Source organism: Shouchella shacheensis (assembly GCF_001484965.1).
GTDB classification, from domain to species: Bacteria; Bacillota; Bacilli; order Bacillales; family Bacillaceae_D; genus Shouchella; species Shouchella shacheensis.
Genome location: NZ_LLYY01000003.1, coordinates 200,488 through 219,417 on the forward strand (window position 1 = coordinate 200,488; position 18,930 = coordinate 219,417).

At 47.6% G+C, this 18,930-nt stretch carries 19 protein-coding genes and 1 other annotated feature; of the genes, 17 read left to right on the forward strand and 2 right to left on the reverse strand.

Annotation, left to right across the window (positions count from 1 at the left end; genetic code table 11):
* The first annotated feature begins 126 nt into the window (after nt 1–126).
* From AVZ68_RS07170 to AVZ68_RS07205, 8 genes are all read left to right on the forward strand, one after another.
* A complete protein-coding gene (locus AVZ68_RS07170) occupies nt 127–510 on the forward strand; it encodes an OsmC family protein (RefSeq protein WP_437182683.1) in 384 nt (127 codons plus the stop codon).
* 249 nt (nt 511–759) lie between these two features.
* Complete coding sequence (locus tag AVZ68_RS07175; RefSeq protein ID WP_059103839.1) at nt 760–1,470, forward strand: YIP1 family protein; 711 nt, start codon at nt 760–762, stop codon at nt 1,468–1,470.
* Nucleotides 1,467–2,660: an efflux RND transporter periplasmic adaptor subunit gene (locus AVZ68_RS07180; protein ID WP_059103840.1), complete on the forward strand. Its 1,194-nt coding sequence runs from the start codon at nt 1,467–1,469 to the stop codon at nt 2,658–2,660. Before AVZ68_RS07175 ends, AVZ68_RS07180 begins: the two co-directional genes overlap by 4 nt.
* Before the next feature lie 118 nt (nt 2,661–2,778).
* Nucleotides 2,779–2,898: a sequence feature (ribosomal protein L20 leader region), on the forward strand.
* A 143-nt stretch (nt 2,899–3,041) separates the two neighbouring features.
* Entirely contained in the window at nt 3,042–3,545 is a 504-nt protein-coding gene (gene infC / locus AVZ68_RS07185) for a translation initiation factor IF-3 (RefSeq protein ID WP_059103841.1), read from the forward strand.
* A 33-nt stretch (nt 3,546–3,578) separates the two neighbouring features.
* Nucleotides 3,579–3,782, forward strand: coding sequence for a 50S ribosomal protein L35 (rpmI, locus tag AVZ68_RS07190; protein WP_059103842.1), 204 nt, complete (start codon nt 3,579–3,581; stop codon nt 3,780–3,782).
* A gap of 32 nt (nt 3,783–3,814) precedes the next feature.
* On the forward strand, nt 3,815–4,174 hold the full coding sequence (gene rplT, locus AVZ68_RS07195; protein WP_059103843.1) for a 50S ribosomal protein L20: 360 nt from the start codon (nt 3,815–3,817) through the stop codon (nt 4,172–4,174).
* Between the two features lie 92 nt (nt 4,175–4,266).
* Nucleotides 4,267–4,578, forward strand: coding sequence for a DUF1294 domain-containing protein (locus AVZ68_RS07200; RefSeq protein ID WP_245628076.1), 312 nt, complete (start codon nt 4,267–4,269; stop codon nt 4,576–4,578).
* A 35-nt stretch (nt 4,579–4,613) separates the two neighbouring features.
* Nucleotides 4,614–5,189, forward strand: coding sequence for a TVP38/TMEM64 family protein (locus tag AVZ68_RS07205; protein WP_059103844.1), 576 nt, complete (start codon nt 4,614–4,616; stop codon nt 5,187–5,189).
* Nucleotides 5,190–5,516: 327 nt separating this feature from the next.
* Here the strand turns inward: AVZ68_RS07205 and AVZ68_RS07210 are convergent, their stop codons facing one another.
* The gene (locus AVZ68_RS07210; RefSeq protein WP_059103845.1) at nt 5,517–5,933 is read right to left on the reverse strand and encodes a hypothetical protein; all 417 of its coding nucleotides are present in this window, start codon (nt 5,931–5,933) and stop codon (nt 5,517–5,519) included.
* A 213-nt stretch (nt 5,934–6,146) separates the two neighbouring features.
* On the opposite strand from AVZ68_RS07210, the gene AVZ68_RS07215 reads away from it, so the two are divergent.
* Nucleotides 6,147–7,226 carry a M42 family metallopeptidase gene (locus tag AVZ68_RS07215; RefSeq protein WP_059103846.1) on the forward strand — a complete coding sequence of 360 codons (1,080 nt, stop codon included), beginning with the start codon at nt 6,147–6,149 and terminating at the stop codon, nt 7,224–7,226.
* A gap of 268 nt (nt 7,227–7,494) precedes the next feature.
* A complete protein-coding gene (locus AVZ68_RS07220) occupies nt 7,495–8,313 on the forward strand; it encodes an SGNH/GDSL hydrolase family protein (RefSeq protein ID WP_059103847.1) in 819 nt (272 codons plus the stop codon).
* A 109-nt stretch (nt 8,314–8,422) separates the two neighbouring features.
* On the opposite strand, the gene sspI is transcribed toward AVZ68_RS07220, so the two are convergent.
* Nucleotides 8,423–8,629: a small acid-soluble spore protein SspI gene (gene sspI / locus AVZ68_RS07225; protein WP_059103848.1), complete on the reverse strand. Its 207-nt coding sequence runs from the start codon at nt 8,627–8,629 to the stop codon at nt 8,423–8,425.
* Nucleotides 8,630–8,750: 121 nt separating this feature from the next.
* Between sspI and AVZ68_RS07230 the strand changes: the two genes are divergently transcribed.
* The 7 genes from AVZ68_RS07230 to AVZ68_RS07265 all read left to right on the forward strand — a co-directional run bounded on the left by AVZ68_RS07230 (nt 8,751) and on the right by AVZ68_RS07265 (nt 18,921).
* Nucleotides 8,751–9,497 carry a TrmH family RNA methyltransferase gene (locus AVZ68_RS07230; protein ID WP_059103849.1) on the forward strand — a complete coding sequence of 249 codons (747 nt, stop codon included), beginning with the start codon at nt 8,751–8,753 and terminating at the stop codon, nt 9,495–9,497.
* A 570-nt stretch (nt 9,498–10,067) separates the two neighbouring features.
* Nucleotides 10,068–11,102, forward strand: coding sequence for a phenylalanine--tRNA ligase subunit alpha (pheS, locus tag AVZ68_RS07240; RefSeq protein WP_059103851.1), 1,035 nt, complete (start codon nt 10,068–10,070; stop codon nt 11,100–11,102).
* A gap of 14 nt (nt 11,103–11,116) precedes the next feature.
* Nucleotides 11,117–13,543 carry a phenylalanine--tRNA ligase subunit beta gene (gene pheT, locus AVZ68_RS07245; RefSeq protein ID WP_059103852.1) on the forward strand — a complete coding sequence of 809 codons (2,427 nt, stop codon included), beginning with the start codon at nt 11,117–11,119 and terminating at the stop codon, nt 13,541–13,543.
* A gap of 256 nt (nt 13,544–13,799) precedes the next feature.
* Nucleotides 13,800–14,045 (forward strand): cell division protein ZapA, encoded by a 246-nt coding sequence (gene zapA / locus AVZ68_RS07250; protein ID WP_059103853.1) that lies wholly within the window; start codon nt 13,800–13,802, stop codon nt 14,043–14,045.
* Entirely contained in the window at nt 14,038–14,577 is a 540-nt protein-coding gene (locus AVZ68_RS07255; protein ID WP_059103854.1) for a CvpA family protein, read from the forward strand. Before zapA ends, AVZ68_RS07255 begins: the two co-directional genes overlap by 8 nt.
* Before the next feature lie 239 nt (nt 14,578–14,816).
* Nucleotides 14,817–16,544: a DNA polymerase/3'-5' exonuclease PolX gene (polX, locus tag AVZ68_RS07260; protein WP_059103855.1), complete on the forward strand. Its 1,728-nt coding sequence runs from the start codon at nt 14,817–14,819 to the stop codon at nt 16,542–16,544.
* Between the two features lie 16 nt (nt 16,545–16,560).
* Nucleotides 16,561–18,921 (forward strand): endonuclease MutS2, encoded by a 2,361-nt coding sequence (locus AVZ68_RS07265; protein ID WP_082676363.1) that lies wholly within the window; start codon nt 16,561–16,563, stop codon nt 18,919–18,921.
* The last annotated feature ends 9 nt before the right edge of the window (nt 18,922–18,930 follow it).

Sequence of the window (18,930 nt, forward strand, 5' to 3'; positions counted from 1 at the left end):
CCTGCACCGAGACCCAAGATCGGGGTTTCTAGCGCAGGTTTTCACGCTTTTAGGCAATCCGCTGCGCTTTTCAAACCAACCTCACCTCCCTTTTTGGACGAACTACGTATAGAAGGAGTGATCAATGTGATTCGTTATAAAATGAAGGATACAGGCTATTATACAGAGCTGGCGTACGGGAGGCTCGATGTAAGTGGAGATGAAACCGCGGGCTTTCGTCCCTTCCAACTGCTCGTCTCCTCTGTTGCCGTATGCTCAGCAGGGGTTTTCCGCAAAATTTTGGAGAAGAAGCGTATTTCCTACGGTGAGGTAGATGTTGCAGCGGAAGTGACGCGCAATGAAGCGAACGTCAACGAAGTTACAGCTATTGCGCTGCATTTTACAATCTCAGGTGCATCTGCCTCTCAAGAGACTGTCGAGAAAGCATTGGCGCTTTCGACAAAAAATTGTCCGATCGTCCAGTCCGTCAATGGCAGTATTGATATAACGGAGACCATAGAATTCATTTGACAACCATGCACTGGCTCTTTCATAGGCCAGTGCATGGTTTTTTCTGGGGTAGAAAATCAAGGAGCAACGACTCATGAAAGGGAAATCAAGTAAGCGAGTGCAGGAGAGCACAAGTTGGCTCTTATTATAGATTCATAATGTAGGAGGGCGTCAGTTAATCTAGCAAATTTGCTGAAATCTATGATTTTGTTGGGAAAAGCAGTATAATGAAGGGAGAGGAATTATATATGAACAAAGGGTGGGAAAGACATGGAACAACAAATGGCCGGAAAAGAAGTGGACCTTGCGAAGGAAGCAAACCCGTTCTTGTTTTTGCTAACTCCAGTGACTCAGCTTGAACGTATTCGGTTGCATCCGAAAATCCTGTTGCCTGCACTGCTGGTAAGTATTGTTCTCCTACTTGGGCTTTTATTTCCAACGTTTACAGGGGCTGGGGGAGTCGTGGAACCGGTAGCGCTGGATGGGACGGGACCAGTGTTAACGGTGGAGGAAAGGTATTACTTAGAAGAACGGCCAGTGGAGCAATGGAGGATGGATCATCCACTCATTGTCGGTGCCTTGATCTTTGGCGCAACCGCTTTTTTTACGGCTATGCTTCCTTTGATTTATTTTCTTATAGCCAAGGTGAAAGTTGTGGAAGTTAGCTATCGACAGCTGTACAGCATGACGATGTTCGCCTCAATTATCCCGGCTCTCGGGTTTTTATATAACATGATTTTGAATGCGATAAGAGATACATATGGATATACCTATACAAGTGCTTCTGTATTTGTAGAAATCGCCCACGGGCTATACCCGTTGCTTGCATCATTGGATGTATTTGTCATTTATTTTATTGTAGTGATGGTGCTTGGCGGTATAAAAGTCGCTGGTTTTGGCCCTAGGTTTGCAGGGGGCTTAGGCGCTGTTCTCTTCGTTTGCGTCTTTTTATTTCACCAGCTTGGAGGGATGCTTTCATGAACGGGAAAAAAGTGCTGGTTGTTCTAATGCTGGGGAGTGCTCTTGCGACGTTTACAACGTTTGGTATCCAGCAGACCTCTGAGATGTCTGTCCAGGCAGAGGTTGTCTCTGTAGAGGTTGCTAATCCGCAGCTGGGGCCTGTATCCGAAACGGTTTCCTTTTCAGGGTCACTTAATCTTAGTGACCGGCAAATGGTTTACGAGGTGGAGGAGAGTGGGAGCTACGAGTGGCTTGTAGACGTGGGGCAAGCGGTCGGTGAAGGAGAGCCATTGCTTTCATACGATACAGATGAATTGGATATGGAGCTTGCGTCAATAGAGGCTCAATTGGCAGGCTTAAACGAAGCGCTTGAGTTAGTGGACAGGCAGGAAGCTCAAGTAGAAGTAGAACAACAGACCCAACAGGCGTCGGGTTTGCGTTCCAACGCCGGCCAAGCGGCAGACGATCATAGCGGGGAGAGAGAAGGAACAGAAAGCGAAGTACTCTCAGAGGTCATACAGGCGTCGGAACGAAACGCAGAACTCAGGGAATTAAGCAGGGAGCGACGTGAGCTAAGCCACGAGATCGTCCGACTAACAGCGGAACAAGAGGTGCTCGTGCAAAAGCGGGAGAAGCTGACGGTAACAAGTGAAATGGACGGCATTGTCCTTTCAGTAGCAAAGGATAAAGGGGAGAGGAGCGATGGTCCGCTAGTTGAGGTGGCAGACCCGGAAACGTTCACGTTAACAGGCGATGTTTCCGAACTTGATTCCTATAGAATTGAGGAGGGACAGCAGGTGCGTTTGACTTCTGCGGCAGCTGTAGATCAAAGGTGGGCAGGGGAAATCATTGAGATTGGCGATGTTCCATCTGGCTATGTGGATGAAGCATCTACGCAGCCTCAATACGCGGTATCCGTAGCTTTGCTGGAAGGGGATACGGAGAGGCTAAAGGCAGGGTATCGAATGCAAGGGGAAATTATTCTTAAGGAAGTGGAAGGACTGTCCGTACCTGCTGAGCTTGTGGAGGAGTCGGACGACTCTTCTTATGTGTTTGTTCATGAAAATGGCCGGGCGTGGGCACGGGAAGTGGAACTTGGGTTTCAAGCAGATGGAAAGGTGGAAGTCACCGACGGACTTTCGGAGGAAGATCAAATAATTATAGAGCACGGCAGCGTCCCCCTTGAGGAGGGAATGAAAGTCAGTTATTGAATCAGCGATTAATGTTTTTTGAGATACTCTAAGGAACGTGAAAGCATTGCGAGAGGAAAGAACGAGGGTTGACACTCTCCTTCCCCCATGATAAACTAGTGCTTGTGTGTAAGACGTATAAAGCAAGAAGAAGCGCCCGCTTCTCACCTGTTCGACAGTGGTTGCCAGGTTAGATACTCGTCATTTTAAAATGAATGAGGAAAGTGTGGGTGCATTGTGCCCGCACTTTTTTGTTTAGCTCCGGCGGGGAGAAGCTCGGGGTCTCCAAAACTCGCACTTCTGACCAATCCCGCTGTGCTTTTCGATTTTCAGGCGTATAATCATTTGCTTTACTCGCACCACAAATTCCACTGGAGGTGGCTCATTATTAGCAAGGATAACATGTTAGTCAATGAAGGGATTCGAGCTCGTGAGGTACGTCTTGTTGGCGCCAATGGCGATCAGATTGGCGTAAAGCCTAAGCGTGAAGCACTGGAAATGGCACAGAATGTAAACCTTGACCTTGTTTGCGTCGCACCGAAGGCAAAGCCGCCGGTCTGCCGGATCATGGACTATGGGAAATATCGCTATGAGCAGCAAAAGAAGGAGAAGGAAGCGCGTAAGAATCAAAAAGTCATCACAATCAAAGAAGTTCGACTAAGTCCGACGATTGAAGATCATGACTTTAATACGAAGCTTCGTAATGCTCGTAAATTCCTTGAAAAGGGAGATAAGGTCAAAGCCTCTATTCGTTTCCGGGGACGTGCGATTACTCACTCTGAAATTGGACGTGACGTTCTGCAGCGTCTTGCTAAGGAATGTGAAGATATCGCAGTCATTGAATCTCGTCCGAAAATGGAAGGACGAAGCATGTTTCTCGTTATGGCCCCTAAGGCTGAGAAATAAGTGATTTTGAACTAGTTAAAGGAGGACTTCGATATGCCGAAAATGAAAACTCACCGAGGCGCCGCAAAGCGTTTTAAAAAGACAGGAACTGGCAAACTCAAGCGTTCACACGCATTCACAAGCCACATGTTCCGCCACAAGTCTCAAAAACAAAAGCGCAAGCTTCGCAAAGCTGCCATTGTACATTCTGGAGACCACAAACGCATTCAGCAATTGCTTACGTATAAGAAAAAATAAACTGCTCGTACAGATAGAAGGAGGGATTTGCGATGCCAAGAGTAAAAGGCGGATATGTCGCTCGTCGTCGTCGTAAAAAGGTTCTAAAACTAGCGAAAGGGTATTTCGGTTCCAAGCATACGCTCTTCAAGTCAGCACAAGGGCAAGTCATGAAGTCCTTGCAATATGCATACCGTGACCGTCGCCAAAAGAAACGTGATTTCCGTAAACTTTGGATCACACGTATTAACGCTGCAGCCCGTATGAATGGTCTTTCATACAGCCGCTTAATGCATGGACTCAAGCTTGCAGGAATTAACGTCAACCGTAAAATGCTTGCGGATCTTGCTGTTAACGATGAGCAAGCATTTGCTCAGCTTGCCGATCAAGCGAAATCTAACTTAACCAATTAATGGATGAGAGGTGTAGTCGATTGCGACTGCGCCTTTTTCACTGGGGTTTTAAAGGGTACAAATTTGAAAAGGTCATGGAGGGTGCATGGCAATTGCTAGAAGCAGCTAGCATGTGCCCACATGAAGGCTACGAAGAAAGGCGGCGATGGTCGTTGCTCTTGTATTTGCTTTTGTTGAATCTCCTCGGCTTTCTAGTGATGGGTCTAGACAAAAAGCGGGCGCGGGCAGGAGCCTACCGCTTCCCGGAAACACTTTTATTGGCAATAGCGTTCACAGGAGGTACGGTTGGAGTATATATGGGGATGTACACGTTTCGTCATAAGACGAGAAAACGGCTGTTTAGCGTTGGGATCCCGTGCTTAGTGCTTGCCCAAATTGGTGGAGGCCTGTTCATCTTCTTCTAAACAAAGCATACATATAATGAGGAAGGAGGATAGTTATGGAAAATGTAGATCAGGTCCTTAACGTCATCGAAACTGCGGGTTGGTTTGCCCCAGTCTTATTTGTTCTTTTTCATTTAATACGACCCTTTGTATTCGTTCCTGTTCTTGCTGTCTGCCTCCTCGGCGGTTACATTTTTGGGCCGGTATACGGCGCCGCCTACTCATACGTCGGTTTAATGAGCGTGAGCATCAGTTTTTATATACTTATCGGCGCTTTTCCGAAAATTCGTGCGAATCTCTCTCGTTTGAAAAACAAAGTGTTAAAAGGAAGAGAGGATGTGAATGTGATGCAGCTTCTTATTTTACGCGTGATGCCGTTCATGCATTTTCACGTTCTTTCTTTTTATGTGATGGAGTCCTCCGTGTCGTTTAAAGAGTATGTGGAGAAATCTGCGATCATAAACCTTTCACCAGCCATTATTTATACAGCTTTTGGCGGACTGATTCATGAGCTTCATTTTGTTGGAGTGCTGGTGTTAGCTTCCTTTCTTCTTTTACTCTTCTTCTTCGCTCGATCAAAAAATGGAAGCATACCCCTTCAAGACTTTATGGACGGGCGGCATGGTCCATAGTGAGCTGAGGGTTCTTCTTTTACAGCGCAATGCTTTCCAATGCGCTCTAGGTCATTAACGGCTCTCATACTCGTTATTATGAGCCCTAAGTCTTCTCTCCTAGTGGAAGCCCGTTTTTATTGGGGAGCTCCTCATTACTCTCACCAACCCGGCCATTATTTCTGTGCCGGCAGGGTTTCTCGGTGGGATTTTAGGAATGTATCTGTCCTCAAGCCGAGATGATAAAAAATGCCGAGGTAAAGCATGGGCGAAGACTGGAATGAAAGACGTGAATTAACGAAAAAACCCAGAGCCTAAGCGTGTGCTAGGCTCTGGGTTCTTTGATTGTTACTCTTTTAAAGGGGCAGGAGCAGTTTCCTCTTGCCGGGTTTGGCGCATAAAGGCTCTGATGGGCGCTTTCCATTCAATGTTGGCATCTGGGTAACGAAGACGTACTTCCTCTTCCAGGAAACGGAAATCTTCGTGTTTAAAGCCTTGCAAATCTTCGGGGTTGACGCCGATATAAATTCGTACAATTTCAAAGGCTTCTGAAGTCGCTTCCAAATATTTCTCGCCTTCAAAGAGTACGCCTTTATACGTAAGCTGAAAGTTTTTTCGAACATTCTTTGCGTCATCTAAAAAATAAAACTGCTTTTTTTCCTGTGCTTTCGCTAATTTCCGCTTGGGATGGACCATGTATTTAAATAAACTGTAAACAAGCACGATCATTGCCCCAAGGAGTAGGACGCGAAAAATGAAGACCAATGGACGTCACGCTCCCTTCCTTATAAAAGACCAAAGAACTTCTTTCTTATTGCTTTATGGTTTTATTGTATACGAATTTTGCTACTATCGGGTTTCGTTTTCGTAAAAACTTTCTTAAATAGAAGTTCCCTACTCTGGACTATCGTAAACGTTTGTGGACAGGCAGCCATTTCGATATACTAAATGAGGAAACGTCAAAAAGGAGTGAAAACAATGGCAGATGAAAAGTTGCAAATGCTAAAAGATTTAACAAACGCGAACGCGATTTCTGGGTTTGAGAAAGAGGCAAGGGAGGTTATGACGAAGTATATTAGCCCGTACGCAGATCATGTATCCACGGATCATTTAGGAAGTCTGATTGCAACGAAAACAGGAGACGCCAATGGACCGAAGATTATGGTTGCTGGTCATCTTGATGAAATTGGCTTCCTGGTAACGAGCGTTGATGAAAAAGGCTTTCTTCGCTTTCAAACTATTGGTGGCTGGTGGGGCCAGGTCATGCTTGCACAGCGTGTGACCGTAATGACTCGCTCCGGCACTATTGACGGAGTGATTGGTTCAAAGCCCCCTCATGTCCTTACGCCAGAAGCAAGGAAAAAGCCAGTAGAGATTAAGGAAATGTTCATCGACATTGGGGCGTCAAGCAGAGAAGAAGCGGAGTCGTTCGGTGTGCGTCCTGGGGACGCCATTGTTCCAGTCTGTGAATTTACCGTCATGAAGAATGAAAAGCTGCTTATGGCTAAAGCGTGGGACAACCGAATTGGCTGTGCGATTGCGATTGATGTTTTACGAGGCTTAGAGAACGTTGACCATCCGAACACCGTCTACGGGGTTGGAACCGTTCAAGAAGAGGTGGGCCTACGTGGAGCAAAAACGAGTGGGCATGCAATTAAGCCAGACATAGGATTTGGAATTGACGTGGGCATTGGTGCTGATACGCCTGGGGTGTCAGATAAAGAGGCTCAAGGAACACTTGGGAATGGGCCACAAATTATTCTGTATGACGCTTCAATGATTGCCCATAAAGAGCTCCGTGATTTTGTTGTTCAGACCGCAGATGACCATGAGATTCCTTACCAGTACGCTGCTATTCCTGGGGGAGGAACCGATTCTGGGGCGATTCATTTAACGGCAGATGGCGTCCCGGCTTTATCGATTACCGTTGCCACTCGTTATATTCATACGCATGCCGGAATCCTGCACCGCGATGATTATGAAAACACAGTGAAGCTTCTTGTTGAAGTGATTAAGAGGCTTGATGCGGATACGGTCAAACGGTTGACGTTTCAATAAGGGGGACATTTGACCTTCTGGTAAAAAGAATGCGAAGGAATAACTGAAAAGAGCCGGACCAGCGTGCAAGGAGAAAATGTAGGAGAAGAAGGTGCCCAGCTGCGGCATCTTTTTTTGTCTAGCTCCGGCGAGTAGAAGCTCGAGATTTTTCGCAAACGGGTATCCGAATTTAGGGAGAAAACAAATTTCTGTGGAATGGTGGCAGGAGGTCACGCTGGTTCGACAAGATATGATAGAATGCAGGGGATGGCAAGGAGGGGTGCTGGTAATGAGAACACGCAAACGCAATGTAGTGATCGGAGTATCTGCGCTCGCCCTTCTTGTAGGTGGATTCTTTCTTTTACAATTCCAGCTAAACTCTTCCCAAGATGAAGAGGATCCGGAACCAGTCTCTATTTTGCCTGGAGAGAGCTATGTCGATTATTTGCAGCGTTTGATTCAGGTCAAGCCACGTGTGGAAGTGGCCGTCATTGGTTCCAGTGTCACGGCAGGAATGGGTGCCTCAGACCAATCTCACAGTTGGGCAGGAAGAACGATCACCAATTTACAGTTAATGGACCCGAATTTCTATAAGCTTCAGCTAACCAATTATGGAGTGAACGGAGCTACCATCCAGGACTTAATTAATAACGGCAAGATGGAGGCGATGGTTGCTTCCGATCCGGATTTCATTATTATGGAAACTTCGCTACTTAATAGCCATCGCAAAGATGAACCGCTGGAAAGAACTAATGCAGCGCTGGATACGGCTGTCTCGATGATTCAAGGCGCCCACCCGGCAACCATCATTGTACTCACGTCACCAAACCCGGCAACAACGAAAACGCCTGAAGACCTAAATGGTCTCGGCTTAAATTACCAGGCCTACATACAAAGCACCAATACCTTTATTGCACAGCAAGGCTGGAGTTATGTAGACACGTATTCTGCTATGCGCCTCCAGTTTGAAGATGAAGGAATTCAGCTTGAGGCCACCCTGGATGATGGTCTTCATCCCAACGATGTTGGCTATAAGGTCTGGGCAGATGTACTGTGGGCTTATTTAACGGGAGAGGCACCGGTAGAAAAAGAACAAAAAGAAGAGTGACCCATGCGCTAAAGAAATGAACCCTAGAGTTGCTCAGTCCAGACTCTTTATAAACTGGGTAGAGAATGTAAAGCGCGGGGCCTTCCTAGCTAGGAAGGCCCCGTTTACTTTATTGCAACCCTTGGCTTATTTGCTGACAAAGCTCTTCTCGTTGCGATTCGTTCGCTTCCTTCCAGTAGACTTCGAACAAGATGCCTAGCCCCGGCAACATTTTTTCTTCACCTTTTTCTAAAGCGTCGACAATCGTCGCTTCCACTTCTTGCTCGCTGCTGCCTTGAATGTTTGCCATAATGGCCCCACGTAGATTAATGCTCATAACCTGCCTCCTCCTTTAAAATGATGAATCTAAAGCTAGTATGGCAAGAACGAGGCTGGATTATGAGCGGAAAAACAGCTATCATGAGAAGAATAAGGTGCGCTCAAGGGAGTTATGAGTAATGAAGCGGATTGATTCAGCGAAAAATGAACAAGTGAAAAACTGGAAGAAACTACATACCAAAAAAGGACGCCAGAAGCTGGAGCGTTTTTTAATTGAAGGCGATCATTTGGTTAAAGAGGCTCTTGCTTCAAATGTGCGGGTGGAGACATTGCTGTTCACCGAAAAGCATAAGAGCGTTGCCCGCAATGACGTACAGGGGGTGCTTGTTAGTGACTCTGTGATGAAGGAACTCACAGTAACGGAAAACCCGCAAGGCGTTGTAGCCATTTGCGAGCCCCCTCCCAGCCCTCCGGTTGAAACACTTGCCGGGGGTTATGTCCTGCTCGATCGACTGCAAGATCCGGGCAATGTTGGCACGATTATTCGAACAGCGCTCGCGGCAGGCATGAGTGGCGTCGTTCTCGGTTCGGGTTCGGTGGATCTTTTCAATGGCAAAGTGGTACGTGCCACACAGGGAGCCCTTTTTCATTTGCCCGTTTTTCAAGGCAATTTAAAAGAATGGATTCTGCGTTTCCAGGAGCAAGACATCCCGTTATACGGAACAGCGCTACATGATGCGGAGCCCTATACAATTGTGAGCAGACAGAATTCTTTTGCCCTAGTGCTCGGCAACGAAGGAGAAGGCGTAGATCCTGTCTTGCTTAGACAGACGAATCAAAACATCTGCATTCCACAAAACTATAAGACGGAATCCTTAAACGTGGCTGTTGCTGCAGGAATTCTAATGTATGCCTTGAAGAAGTGAGCAGAAAAGGACTTGCAGGCGGTTGTGCTTTTCACTATAATAGAAATGCATATACTTGGATAAATGCAAGGATAGAGAGTAGTAAGCTTCATACCACCATGAAGAGGGGATCTGTAAGGGAGGGGGTGCCGTGACTGAAAGCATCCCTATGGGAGGCGTTGCTGAATTCACTCTGGAGCAGGCACTGGACCGTTTGATTTTTTAGACGAAGGTGTACACCGGCGAGAGTCGTTAGGATCTATTGAAGGAAGCAGCTACAAGTGGGCTGTGGAAAACTAAGGGTGGTACCACGAGCTTTCGTCCCTTTCCGGGGGGCGGGAGCTCTTTTTTTGTTAGAAAAGCGAAGGTGGGTTGCAAAGCGGAGGCGCCCTGCTCACGAGCGACCAGTTCTGGAACGACGACAGATCAAGTCCGAACTTGACTTGAACTGGCGGCGTGAAGAAACCTCGAGCGAGTGGGTGCCGGAGCTAGACAATTGGAAAAGCGGAGGCGGGTCGGTCAGAAGTTAAATCAAAAGGAGATGACGTGGGGAATATTCAGGCGTCTACATCGAAAAGGAGGTAGTTAGCGATGCGCGAACAGTTAGAGGCGCTGCAGGTGGAAGCGCTGGAGAAAGCGAGTGCAGCGACAAGCGAGAAGGAAATTCAAGAGGTGCGAGTGGCGTACCTTGGAAAAAAGGGGCCAATCACAGAAGTCCTGCGCGGGATGGGCAAGCTCTCAGCAGAGGAGCGCCCAGTTATAGGAGCACTTGCCAATGAGGTCCGCGACGTCATCAAGCAAGCGCTCGAAGCAAAAGAACAAGCACTTGCAAAGGAAGCGGTTGCCGCAAAGCTTACCAGTGAGACCATTGATGTCACATTACCAGGACGGCCGGTGCAAAACGGGACGGTTCATCCATTAAGCGCGGTCGTTGAAGAAGTGGAGGATATTTTCCTTGGCCTTGGGTTCTCTATTGAGGAAGGGCCTGAGATTGAGACCGACTATTACAATTTTGAAGCGATGAACTTGCCGAAGGATCACCCGGCGCGTGACATGCAGGATTCCTTTTACTTCTCAGAGGAGTTGCTCCTGCGTACACAAACTTCACCAGTGCAGGCACGATCGATGGAAAAGCATGAAGGGAGAGGGCCGGTCAAAGTTATTTGCCCGGGAAAAGTCTTTCGCCGTGATGATGACGATGCGACTCACTCGCACCAGTTCATGCAGATTGAAGGGCTGTTTGTTGATCAAAACGTGCGTATGAGTGATTTAAAGGGCGTACTCGAATCGTTTGCCAAGCAGTTCTTTGGCGAGGAACGAAAGATTCGCCTTCGCCCTAGCTTCTTTCCTTTCACAGAGCCTTCGGTTGAGGTCGATGTGTCTTGCGGGCTTTGCGGGGGCAAAGGGTGTCGTGTTTGTAAGCACACGGGATGGATTGAAATTCTTGGCTCAGGAATGGTGCATCCACGCGTGCTTGAAATGAGTGGATTTGACCCGCACACGTATAGTGGGTTTGCCTTTGGAATGGGCGTTGAACGCTTAGCAATGCTTAAGTATGACATTGATGATATTCGTCATTTTTATACAAACGATACGCGCTTTTTAGCACAGTTTAAACAAGTGTAGGGAGGGGAAGCGAAATGTTCGTTTCTTATCATTGGTTACAAGAATATGTGGACATTGCCGACAAGAGGCCTGAGGAGATTGCAGAGAAAATGACCCGGGGCGGTATTGAAATTGATTTTGTGCATGAAATGAATAAAGGCGTCTCTAAGGTCGTTGTTGGTTATGTACAAGATGTAAGCCCACACCCAGATGCGGATAAGCTAGGCGTATGTCAGGTCGATATTGGCGGGGACGAGCCTGTGCAAATCGTCTGTGGAGCGGCAAATGTCGCTAAAGGGCAAAAGGTAGCAGTTGCCAAAGTAGGAGCACGCTTGCCGGGTGGAATGAAAATTAAAAAAGCGAAGCTGCGTGGACAAGTGTCTCAGGGGATGATTTGCTCGTTGCAGGAGCTTGGCATCGAAGGAAAGCTTGTGCCGAGAGCTTATGCAGAAGGCATTTATGTATTCCCAGAGTCAGAGGCCGTGAACGTTGGTGATGACGCTCTAGCCTTGCTTAACTTGAATGATCAAGTGCTTGAACTTGATTTAACACCGAACCGCTCGGACTGTATGCACATGCTTGGTGTCGCCTACGAAATTGCCGCACTGTACGATCGGCTTGTAGCACTGCCGAACATCCGCTTGGATGAATTGAAACAGGAACCTCCTAGCGATGTGCAGATCAACATCGAGGATGTGAGCGATACACCTTATTACAGTGCAACCTTAATTAAAAATGTCAAGGTCGGGCCATCCCCACTATGGTTACAAACTCGCTTGATCGCTGCCGGAATCCGCCCGATCAGCAATGTTGTGGACATTACCAACTATGTTCTCCTTGAGTACGGTCAGCCTTTACACGCATTCGATTATGACCAGCTTGATTCAAAAAAAATACTTGTTAGGCGAGCAAAGCAAGGGGAGTTATTCACAACGCTTGATGGAGTGGAGCGCACACTGGGTAAAGAGCAGCTTGTCGTAACAAATGGAAAGGATCCGGTCGCCCTTGCAGGTGTGATGGGTGGTGCCAACTCGGAAGTGAGCGAGCAGACCACGACGATCCTGCTTGAAGCGGCTGTCTTTCAATCAAGCGTTGTGCGCAAATCTGCGCGTCACGCTGGGCTGCGCAGTGACTCCAGCGCCCGTTTTGAGAGAGGCGTGAATGAAGCGCTTGTAGCAGAAGCCGCACGCCGTGCAGCAATGCTGATTCAAGAGCTTTGCGGTGGGGAGGTGCTCGCAGCTGTTAATGGAGAGGACGTGCGTAGGACAGATCATACCGTCGTTACACTTGACTTAGAGGCGATGAACACACGTCTAGGGACGAAGCTACAGCTCTCGGATGTCGCAAGTGTCATGGCAAGGCTCCACTTTCCATATGAGAAAGCAGAGAGCGGCGTGCTCGTGACGATTCCTCATCGCCGCCCAGACATTACGATCCCAGAAGACTTGTATGAAGAAGTCGCACGGCTATATGGCTACGACAATATCCCTTCCACATTGCCGGAAGGGGCGACCGCCCAAGGCCGTTTGACTACGTATCAGTCCAAGCGCCGTAAAGCAAAACGCTACTTGCAGGCCGCTGGACTTTCAGAAGTGATGTCCTATTCTCTCACGAGCGCGAAGAAGGCGGACTGGTTTAAAGCGGAGGCTATCAAGCCAATACGCGTGGCGATGCCAATGAGCGAAGAACGCAGCACCATGCGCACAAGCCTGATTCCGCATCTATACGATATTTGCGCTCACAACCTCAACCGAAAAAATCGGGACGTTTTTGTTTATGAATTAGGTTCCGTTTTCCTTAGCGAACAAGAGACACTCGCAGAGTTGCCGAAAGAGCATGAACGTCTTGCCGGTCTTGTAAGCGGCCAGTGGATCGAGCACTTATGGCAAGGGGAAAAAAAGCCTGTGGATTTCTTCGTGCTAAAAGGCATTCTCGAAGGATTGTTTGAGGTACTGGGACTCTCGAAAGAAGTTGCTTTCCAGAGTGCTGAACGAGCCGGCTTTCATCCTGGGCGAACGGCAGAAGTGATGCTAAGTAGAGAATCCATCGGTTTTGTCGCCCAAGTGCATCCGACTGTAGAGAAGGACTACAATCTAAGCGAAACGTACGTGTTCGAGCTTGACTTTGAGGCGCTGCTCTCCAAGCAGCTGCCACCCTTACAATTTAGTGGAATTCCTCGTTATCCTTCCGTCGCGCGGGATATTGCCCTCGTGGTGGGCAGAGAAATCCCTGCTGGAACGCTTAAATCCATTATCTGGGAAACAGGTAGTTCTCTTCTTACTGAAGTAGCTCTCTTTGATGTCTACGAAGGGGAGCATATAGAGAAGGGAAAGAAATCAGCTGCATTTTCATTGACCTATCGCGACCCGGAGCGTACGCTTACGGATGACGAAGTAGCAAATGTTCATGAGACCGTGCTTACAGCTCTTACGAAGAAAGCAGGGGCGGAGCTAAGGTCCTAACGGCAAAATGGTTACCAGAGTCAAAAGCATTTTAGCTTTTTGGCTCTGGTTTTTTGTTACAAGAAGGGGTGGAAAAGTCACAAAATAGAAACGGTAAGTTACATGATGGAGCCGGAAGGAACAAGCGGAGGCTGAGAAGTCACAAGATGGGCCAATCTTTTGGGTTTCCAATTCCGAACCATCGTGATATGATGAAGCTTAGAATTTTGTTGGTTCAGCACGCATCACGATTTAATACGTGCTAGGGGGTTCTCTCGTGGAGAAGAACGAAGATAAACAACGAACAACAGTGACTATTAATGGTCAACATTATACGATTGTCAGTGCCGAAAATCGCGACCATGTAAAAGAAGTGGCTCGTGTTGTTGATGATCAAATGCAAGAAGTAAGAAAACGAAATCCCTATTTAGATACCACAAAACTTGCCGTACTTGCCGCCTTAAACACAGCAGATGAGTACGTCAAGCTTAAGCGCAAGTACGAAGGAGACACCAATGGTTAGTTTAATAATTATGCTGCTCTTGTTGTTGGGTTTCTTTGTTGGAAGACGACGGGGCTTTATTTTACAGCTTATCCATTTAATTGGTTTTATCGTGTCGATTTATGTAGCGGTTCGGTATTATCAGCCATTCGCAGAGACTATCCGGCTCTATATCCCATACCCTACTTTTTCTTCGGATAGCCCAGTAGGAATGATGATTAATTCATTCAATACGGAATCAGTTTACTATTCAGCGATTGCCTTTGCGATTTTATTTTTCGGTACAAAAATTGTCCTTCATATTGTAGGATCAATGCTTGATTTTGTCGCCAACTTTCCCGTCTTAAGAAGCGTCAATCGTCTATTGGGAGGGGTTCTCGGTTTTGTTGAAACGTACCTGCTGATTTTTATTCTTGTGTTTGTCCTCTCGGTTTTGCAAGTAGAGGTTGTGCAGGAAAGAATTCAATCCTCGATCGTCGCTCAGTTCATGATCAATGATACCCCGTTTTTATCAGAATGGATTCGTGATCTATGGTTGCGGACCACATTCTAATTTCGTGAGAGTTCGCTTAGATTAGGCGAGCTTTTTTGTTTGGGGGCAGTGGTTAATGGTGGAGAAAGATACCCTTAAGGTGTTCTTGCTTCAGCACTTAAGCTTTCGCTATTTCTAGTGCAGGCCTTCCAAAGTTATCGCTTTTGTTCTGCGCATATTGTCTAAGCGCAAGAGATTGATTTTCGGGTGCAAAACTCGGTATCATATGAGGAAGTAGATTCAAGAGGAGCAGGTGCAGAGTGAATAAAAAAGATGTGGTTGCAACGCTTGAGAAAATTGCGACTTATTTAGAGATAAAAGCTGTTAACCCCTTTAAAATAGCCGCGTATCGTAAGGCCGCTCAAGCCCTTGAAGGAGACGAGCGGACGATAGCTGAAATCGAGAAGCCGCAGGATCTTAACGGGATTGGCAAGGCGACGGCGGAAGTGATTGTGGAATTAAAGGAAACAGGACGTTCAAACGTATTAGATGAATTACAGGCGTCGATTCCTGGCGAATTGCTGTCGTTGTTAACGATCCCCGGTCTTGGAGGAAAGAAAATTGGAAAACTTTACAATGAACTGGGCGTCAAGGATGCGTCTTCTTTGTTGGAAGCGTGTCGACAGAAGAAGGTCCGGCAGCTCGCTGGTTTTGGGGAGAAATCCGAGAACAAACTATTAGAAGCCTTCGAGACTTGGAACACGCGACCGGAACGGCTTCCACTCGCGACAGTCCTTCCCATTGCAGAGCAAATCGAAGCTCAGCTAGAAGAGTTGCAAGAGGTCAGTCGCTTTTCGCGAGCGGGCAGTCTCAGACGAATGAAGGAAACAGTGAAAGATCTAGATTTTATCATTGCCACCGACCAAATGGCAGAAGTCAGAGAAAAACTGCTGGCTTTAAAAGGTGTGTCTTCGGTCATCGCGAAGGGGGACACGAAAATTTCTGTGGACCTCACCGCAGATAACGTGAGCATATCCGCAGATTTTAGGCTCGTTGCAAATGATGAGTTTGCAACAGCTTTGCACCATTTTACTGGTTCAAAAGACCACAATGTGCTGATGCGACAGCTTGCTAAAGCTCAAGGAGAAAAAATAAGCGAATACGGCGTGGAGGCAAGTGAAACAGGGGACGTTCAAACATTTAAAACAGAAAAGGACTTCTTTTTCCATTTTGGACTTGCCTACATCCCACCAGAAGCAAGGTCAGCCAACGGTGAAATCGAACGGTATGAAACGCAGCCTGAAGATGTCTACCTAGATCACGCGAAAGCCGACTTGCATATGCACACAACGTGGAGTGACGGGGCCCACTCGATTGAAGAAATGGTGGAAGCCGCAAGGGGGAAAGGTTACACACATACGGCGATCACCGACCACTCTCGCTATTTAAAGGTCGCAAACGGACTCTCCATCGAAAAACTGCAAAAACAGCATGCCCATATTCGTAAGCTAAATGAACAGTATGAGGACTTTACGATTCTAACAGGCGTTGAAATGGACATATTGCCAGATGGGCAACTAGATTACCCTGACGATGTTTTAAAAGAGGTCGATTTTGTGATCGCCTCGATTCATTCAGCATTTTCGCAAAGCCGTGAGAGGATCATGGAACGACTGCGCGCTGCTGTTTTCAACCCGTATGTCCATTTAATCGCTCACCCCATGGGTCGATTAATTGGTCGACGCGATGGCTATGATGTGGATGTGGCTACGCTTATTAAGTGGGCGAAAGAGACGGGAACGGCCTTAGAGTTAAATGCGAGTCCGAAGAGGCTTGATCTGGCCGCTTACTGGTTAAAACAAGCCCGGGAAGCAGGGGTAGCGATCTCAATTAATTCAGACGCCCATCGTCTTGAAATGCTTGATTATGTTCAGTACGGCTACGCCCATGCACGGGGGGCAATGCTTGAGCCAAGCGATGTGATCAATACATGGTCACTGGAAGATTTGCGCGCTTTTACAAAAAAGAAACGCCGCATTTTGGAATGAGAAGGAGGGTTGCACATTGGATAGAGTGCAGCGAGTACTGGAATATAAAAAAATGAAAGCACAGCTACTTGAACATGTAGCGTCCTCTTTAGGCCGGCAAAAAGTGAATGAACTCGTCCCATCGACTGTGCTTGCGGACGTTAAGCTCCAGCAGGATGAGACGGCAGAAGCGGCCAACATTCTCCGTTTGAAGGGTCATATGCCTCTTGGGGGAATATCGGATATTAGCGCCCATATCAGGCGTGCTGTGATTGGAGGAGCGCTTTCGGCGACAGAGCTGATGGAAATCGCCTCAACCATTTACGGCGGCAAGAATCTCAAGAACTTCCTGTCGGATGTGATCGAAGACGGGGCGGTCAGTATTCCGTTGCTCGGTGTCTACGCAGAGAAGATTGAGCCACTCTCGCCGCTTGAGAAAGCCATTAAGCAGTGTATTGATGACCACGGCAACGTGCTGGATAGCGCCAGTTCGACGTTGCGTACCTTCCGTCACCAAATTCGCAGCTATGAATCAGGCATTCGCTCAAAGCTTGAAAGCATTACAAAATCAACAAGCTCAAGAAAAATGCTGTCTGATTCAATCGTAACGATTCGTGGCGACCGTTACGTCATCCCTGTGAAACAAGAATATCGTGGCTCGTTTGGAGGCATTGTCCACGACCAATCCTCTTCCGGAGCGACGCTCTTTATCGAACCTCAGGCCATTGTGACGTTGAACAATCAATTGACCGAAGCGAAAGCAAAGGAAAGGCGCGAGATTGAACGTATTCTCGGTGAGCTTTCTGCACTTGTCACAGAGTCAAGTGATGAGCTGCTTGTTAATTTGGGCGTGTTGGCACAGCTCGACTTTATCGTCGCCAAAGCGCATTACGCCAAGCGACTGAAGGCTGTAAAACCCGTCCTAAATGAACGAGGCTACATCCATTTCAAAAAAGCACGGCACCCTCTGCTCCCAGCGGATGATGTTGTCCCCATTGATGTAGCTCTTGGTGACGATGTTCGATCTTTGGTTATTACTGGACCAAACACCGGTGGGAAAACCGTCACGTTAAAAACGGTAGGCCTGCTGACGCTGATGGCTCAGTCCGGTCTCCATGTTCCAGCCGATGAAGAAACAGAGCTTGCTGTCTACGAGCATATTTTTGCTGATATTGGCGATGAGCAATCGATTGAACAGAGTTTAAGTACATTTTCCTCTCACATGAGAAACATTGTCTCAATTCTTGAACAGCTGAACGCAAACAGCCTCGTCCTCTTTGATGAGCTCGGTGCTGGTACGGATCCGACAGAGGGGGCGGCGCTTGCGATTTCCATTCTTGACTACGCCTACCAACGGGGGGCTGTGGCTGTGGCAACCACGCACTATAGTGAGCTCAAGGGCTATGCCTACAATCGCGAAGGGGCGCTCAATGCAAGCGTTGAGTTTGATGTGGAGACCCTTGAGCCAACCTATCGCTTACTCGTGGGAGTTCCCGGAAGAAGCAACGCCTTTGCGATTTCCAGACGGCTAGGCCTTGGCGAAGCCATTATTGATCAGGCGAAACAGCATATTGATAGCGACTCTACGCAGGTAGAAAAAATGATCGCTGCGCTTGAAGACAATCAGAAAGCGGCACGCCTTGAATGGGAGCAGTCTGAGACGGTTCGTCGTGAAGCCGAATCGCTTAAGCGCGACCTTGAAGAGAAGATGGGTCAGCTTGAGCAAGAAAAGGCAGGCATTTTGCAGGAGGCTGAGGAGCGGGCCGCTCAAGCCGTCGCTAGCGCAAAAGAAGAGGCTGAAGTGATTATTTCAGAGCTGCGTGACTTACAGAAGCAAGGGTTCTCTGTGAAGGAGCACGAGCTCATTGAGGCAAGGAAGAACCTAGAAAATGCCGCGCCTACTTTTAACAAAAAGCAAAAACAAGTCAAGAAAAAAGCGGAAAAAGCGAGACGTCTTCCTGAACCAGGAGATGAAGTGAAGGTTCTCAGCTTCGGGCAAAAAGGCTCCGTTGTGAAAAAAGTGAGTGAGTCTGAGTATCAAGTGCAGATGGGGATTATGAAAATGAACGTGGAAACAGAAGACATTCAACTTATTGAGCCCACCAAGCAGCAGGTACCAAGACCGATGACTACCGTTCGCACAGGGGAGTCCCATGTGAAACCTGAACTGGACTTGCGCGGTGTACGCTATGAGGATGCGATGCAGCGTGTGGAAAAATACATTGATGATGCGCTTCTAGCAGGCTATCACCAGGTTTCGATTATTCACGGGAAAGGCACGGGGGCGCTTCGTAAAGGCGTGAAAACACTTGTCTCTAAGCATTCACGGGTGAAGTCAGCGAGAGACGGTGGGATGAATGAAGGCGGGCTTGGCAATACCGTCGTTGAATTACGGTAGGGGGCGTTT

Excerpts from the sequence above, each read along its gene's own strand:
- sspI (WP_059103848.1), bottom strand. The coding sequence starts at position 8,629 with ATGAGCATTAATCTACGTGGGGCCATTATGGCAAACATTCAAGGCAGC.
- infC (WP_059103841.1), top strand. The coding sequence starts at position 3,042 with ATGTTAGTCAATGAAGGGATTCGAGCTCGTGAGGTACGTCTTGTTGGC.
- pheT (WP_059103852.1), top strand. The coding sequence starts at position 11,117 with ATGTTCGTTTCTTATCATTGGTTACAAGAATATGTGGACATTGCCGAC.
- pheS (WP_059103851.1), top strand. The coding sequence starts at position 10,068 with ATGCGCGAACAGTTAGAGGCGCTGCAGGTGGAAGCGCTGGAGAAAGCG.
- AVZ68_RS07230 (WP_059103849.1), top strand. The coding sequence starts at position 8,751 with ATGAAGCGGATTGATTCAGCGAAAAATGAACAAGTGAAAAACTGGAAG.
- rpmI (WP_059103842.1), top strand. The coding sequence starts at position 3,579 with ATGCCGAAAATGAAAACTCACCGAGGCGCCGCAAAGCGTTTTAAAAAG.
- AVZ68_RS07175 (WP_059103839.1), top strand. The coding sequence starts at position 760 with ATGGAACAACAAATGGCCGGAAAAGAAGTGGACCTTGCGAAGGAAGCA.
- AVZ68_RS07220 (WP_059103847.1), top strand. The coding sequence starts at position 7,495 with ATGAGAACACGCAAACGCAATGTAGTGATCGGAGTATCTGCGCTCGCC.
- AVZ68_RS07215 (WP_059103846.1), top strand. The coding sequence starts at position 6,147 with ATGGCAGATGAAAAGTTGCAAATGCTAAAAGATTTAACAAACGCGAAC.
- rplT (WP_059103843.1), top strand. The coding sequence starts at position 3,815 with ATGCCAAGAGTAAAAGGCGGATATGTCGCTCGTCGTCGTCGTAAAAAG.
- AVZ68_RS07205 (WP_059103844.1), top strand. The coding sequence starts at position 4,614 with ATGGAAAATGTAGATCAGGTCCTTAACGTCATCGAAACTGCGGGTTGG.
- AVZ68_RS07255 (WP_059103854.1), top strand. The coding sequence starts at position 14,038 with ATGGTTAGTTTAATAATTATGCTGCTCTTGTTGTTGGGTTTCTTTGTT.
- AVZ68_RS07180 (WP_059103840.1), top strand. The coding sequence starts at position 1,467 with ATGAACGGGAAAAAAGTGCTGGTTGTTCTAATGCTGGGGAGTGCTCTT.